Source organism: Ruegeria sp. F5 (genome assembly GCF_056533845.1).
In genome coordinates this window covers 1-3,032 of record NZ_JBQFOU010000056.1, presented here as the reverse complement: position 1 = coordinate 3,032, position 3,032 = coordinate 1, and the positions used below count along the sequence as shown (strand labels likewise).

General features: G+C 52.6%; 6 protein-coding genes. 3 read left to right on the top strand and 3 right to left on the bottom strand.

What is annotated here, in order from left to right; translation table 11 throughout:
- Nucleotides 1-309 precede the first annotated feature (309 nt).
- From ACR0K1_RS25435 to ACR0K1_RS25425, 3 genes are all read left to right on the top strand, one after another.
- On the top strand, nt 310-687 hold the full coding sequence (locus ACR0K1_RS25435) for a VOC family protein (protein WP_480852297.1): 378 nt from the start codon (nt 310-312) through the stop codon (nt 685-687).
- A gap of 176 nt (nt 688-863) precedes the next feature.
- On the top strand, nt 864-1,037 hold the full coding sequence (locus ACR0K1_RS25430) for a hypothetical protein (RefSeq protein ID WP_480852296.1): 174 nt from the start codon (nt 864-866) through the stop codon (nt 1,035-1,037).
- Between the two features lie 49 nt (nt 1,038-1,086).
- Nucleotides 1,087-1,230: a hypothetical protein gene (locus tag ACR0K1_RS25425; RefSeq protein ID WP_480852295.1), complete on the top strand. Its 144-nt coding sequence runs from the start codon at nt 1,087-1,089 to the stop codon at nt 1,228-1,230.
- 163 nt (nt 1,231-1,393) lie between these two features.
- On the opposite strand, the gene ACR0K1_RS25420 is transcribed toward ACR0K1_RS25425, so the two are convergent.
- From ACR0K1_RS25420 to ACR0K1_RS25410, 3 genes are all read right to left on the bottom strand, one after another.
- Nucleotides 1,394-2,221, bottom strand: a complete 828-nt coding sequence (locus tag ACR0K1_RS25420; protein ID WP_480852298.1) for a heparin lyase I family protein — start codon at nt 2,219-2,221, stop codon at nt 1,394-1,396.
- 240 nt (nt 2,222-2,461) lie between these two features.
- Complete coding sequence (locus ACR0K1_RS25415; RefSeq protein ID WP_480852294.1) at nt 2,462-2,716, bottom strand: hypothetical protein; 255 nt, start codon at nt 2,714-2,716, stop codon at nt 2,462-2,464.
- A gap of 101 nt (nt 2,717-2,817) precedes the next feature.
- Nucleotides 2,818-3,032, bottom strand: a 215-nt coding sequence (locus ACR0K1_RS25410; protein WP_480852293.1) for a hypothetical protein, incomplete at its 5' end; no start/stop codon positions are given.

Genomic DNA, 3,032 nt, shown 5'->3' with positions numbered 1-3,032 from the left:
CTACTAAAGAACGGCACTTTGAGCCAACCTGTCAAAACCCTCTGCTCTCAAAACTCAATTCAGCCCCGATCCCCTGCTACATTCGCTACATGGGATTTGCTCCACGGCAGCGCGAAACCATGCATATCTGCACTGATTGAGCGCTCCTAATTGGTAACTTCGATTGTCCACTCCGAGCCCAAACCTACCTGCATAGAGGACATAATTTGGCATCCCCATCCAGTACTTGACCTCAACCTTACTTGAGCAATTACGGTCTCTCTCGTTGCAATCTGATTTGCAACTTGCAGCCACGGGCGGAGGGAAAACATGAACTTTACACAAGCAGGTATCATACTATTCACTGAAAATTACGAACGTTGCGTAGAATTCTATGGCTCGGTTCTTGGGCTGGATATGCTGCACAAGATTGATCGCGAAGATGAACAACTTACGACATTTTCGTTGGGTGACGCATATTTGATGGTGGAGCCAGGTGGTGTTGCGTCTCAATCAGCCAAGAAAATTGCACAGAACCCGACCAAGCTCCGATTTAATGTCTCCAATGTTTCAGCAATTGCTGAACTTCTAATGCGCAAAGATGTCGATGTGAGAGTTGGCGTCCACACTTGGGGCACGACCGCTGAGTTTACTGACCCTGATGGCAATCTATGTGCGTTAAGGTCAAACGATGGTTTCGGTGAATAGACGAACGGCTACTTTGTCCCGCATACCGGATATGGCCTACCAAAAACGGAAGTTCTGTTCATATTTTCCCAACCAGCGCAAAACCGCTCTGGTCAACCGCCAATGGTGAATTGCCTGTCAGAATCGCGCGAAAAGAGATATGGATTCTCACACTGATTTTGACTTGGGGATCCACTATGGCCATTGTCCGCACCCCTAACGAGTACCGCGCCGCGCTGCTGGAAATCGAGCTTTTGTGGGGATCAGAACCTGATACCGACGAAGACAGACAATTGAAGGAATACTTGTCGGCAGTGGAACAATACGAACAGCAAAACGAACCAACAGCAGACACGCAGAGGGTGGCTTAATTCTCAACCGGGCATCACCTGGAGCGCCTCTCTGCCATGGAGGATCGAGATGAATAAGACCGTTGTCATAATCGCGGCAGTCGTGGTTGTTGTTATCCTGGCTTTGACCATGATGCGGTCAGGCGGCGAAGATGCCGGGGGTGCTGAAGGCACTGGTGCTGGCGATGCCACGACAACCACCGCGACGGACTAAGAACTGGTAGAGCCGCCACCCCGACTTCCCAGACTCGATACACGGCCCGCTGAGCCGGTCTAACGGGTTCTGACAGTGTGCTGAGCCGGAACCGCCTGAATGTGCCTTATGAGGGTACTGGAGGCCTCTCCGGTGGATTGGTGACGTTGGAAACAGGCTGTGCTCAGTCCACTGGCTTCACGCCTCGAGCCTCCAACATTCCTACATCCACGCTTTCGCGTGTGGGTCCACTTCTGAATTCGTCGATATAAAGAACGGTAGTCGGTAGCTTCACTCCCCAGTCATATGCAAACGGTGTGGGGGTCAAGCTGTTACTCCCAAATCCGGGTTGAGAGTTAACATCACGCCATCCGGTCGCCTCAGGTGGGGTTGTGCCATTTCTACCAAGCCATCTACTTATGTAGGCTTGATATAATCCGTACCTGATGTGCAGGTTTTTTCCATCACCTGGCATGCCATTGACTATGAGTGGTCGCGTCCTTGTGCAAACCAGTCGATTGTTGACCCACATTTGAAACGCCGGACCGCTCGGAGACGGGCTGTAGTCAGCAAATACAACAATGTCGGTCCATCTACCCCTCCAATTGCTTAGTTGCCCAACTGTGCAATCGCTGTTTTCGTCCCAAAAGAAAACTCTTGCAGGTCCTCCTAAGTTCAAGTCCCAAATCGGAGTGTATCCCGGTGGCTTAGCTTGAACCGCAGTAACGGACATCGGTGCAAGCGTTGGGAAATCGGGGGCCAAAAACATGGACCATCCATACCAGGCAGCCGTGCCGTACTTTTGGAATACACCTCTCGGTTCTTCCTCGCGCTCGATGCGCTGCCGGTCCTCAACACAATCCAAAGGCTGGGGCTTTCTAGCTATCGCACAGTCATTGTGGCGGAGTTCAAAGCGGTCAGACCTACTTCCTCTCCGCGCCCGCTCGCTTGAGCGTTTATGCCCGTGAGGCGTCAATACGCTTGCACCGCGGCCAATGTATGTATTCGACATCATGGAACGACCAACTACGCCTTCTGCGCCTTCGGGAGTTACGCTGGTTGAAACATCGGAGGTCGGCAGGCACGCTGAGACCAGGAATGAGGTGATGACAATCGGTAAGTAGAAAAACGGTTTCATTGTAATCGCTACGCCAAAAAGAAATCGGAAACTTCGATGGCGAGGCTAACGCGCCGAACGGGTTTCTGTCAAAAACACATCCCGGATAGACTGTGCTCTGCTTTAGATTTCGCTCTACTTTAGACGCCGTTTCCGCGCCGCCATCTTGCGACAGCCTTCCTTGCAATACTTGGCGTCAATGCGCTTCCACTCCGGCATGAGCTCACCGCAATAGGCACAATGCCAGCCCAGGGAATAATTCTGTGCCAGCTTGCCCGCCCGTTCCGTGATCCGGGTGATGTTCTGCCAAGGCCACGACGCGACACCCATGCGCACATAGGGTGGGTCCAGTTCCTCAATCCAGATTGATGCGTAGTCTCGGTCTGTCATTTTCTGGTGTACCTTATCCGGGAACAGACATTGATATCATTGGACTTTTGGATTTAACTACCACGCGCGCGTTGCACGGAAAACCCCCTGATAGAATTCACTCACGAAGCCGAATGTTCCTTTTCTCGGGCCAGCTCAATCAGGCGGTTGCGTTCGGTCCAACGAGCGATAATGGCCGCTGAGGTGCGCTGACGGCCCGCGATGCAGGCGACAGCGGGATTGCTGTGCTGACGGACATGGCATAGGAGCCGCTGTAATCGCCGCTGGGCATGCGCTGGATTGTCGTAGATACTCCGGGGGCCGATACGGGTATTTA

Coding starts and splice junctions, on each gene's coding strand:
- ACR0K1_RS25435 (WP_480852297.1), top strand. CDS start 310: ATGAACTTTACACAAGCAGGTATCATACTATTCACTGAAAATTACGAA.
- ACR0K1_RS25430 (WP_480852296.1), top strand. CDS start 864: ATGGCCATTGTCCGCACCCCTAACGAGTACCGCGCCGCGCTGCTGGAA.
- ACR0K1_RS25425 (WP_480852295.1), top strand. CDS start 1,087: ATGAATAAGACCGTTGTCATAATCGCGGCAGTCGTGGTTGTTGTTATC.
- ACR0K1_RS25420 (WP_480852298.1), bottom strand. CDS start 2,221: ATGTCGAATACATACATTGGCCGCGGTGCAAGCGTATTGACGCCTCAC.
- ACR0K1_RS25415 (WP_480852294.1), bottom strand. CDS start 2,716: ATGACAGACCGAGACTACGCATCAATCTGGATTGAGGAACTGGACCCA.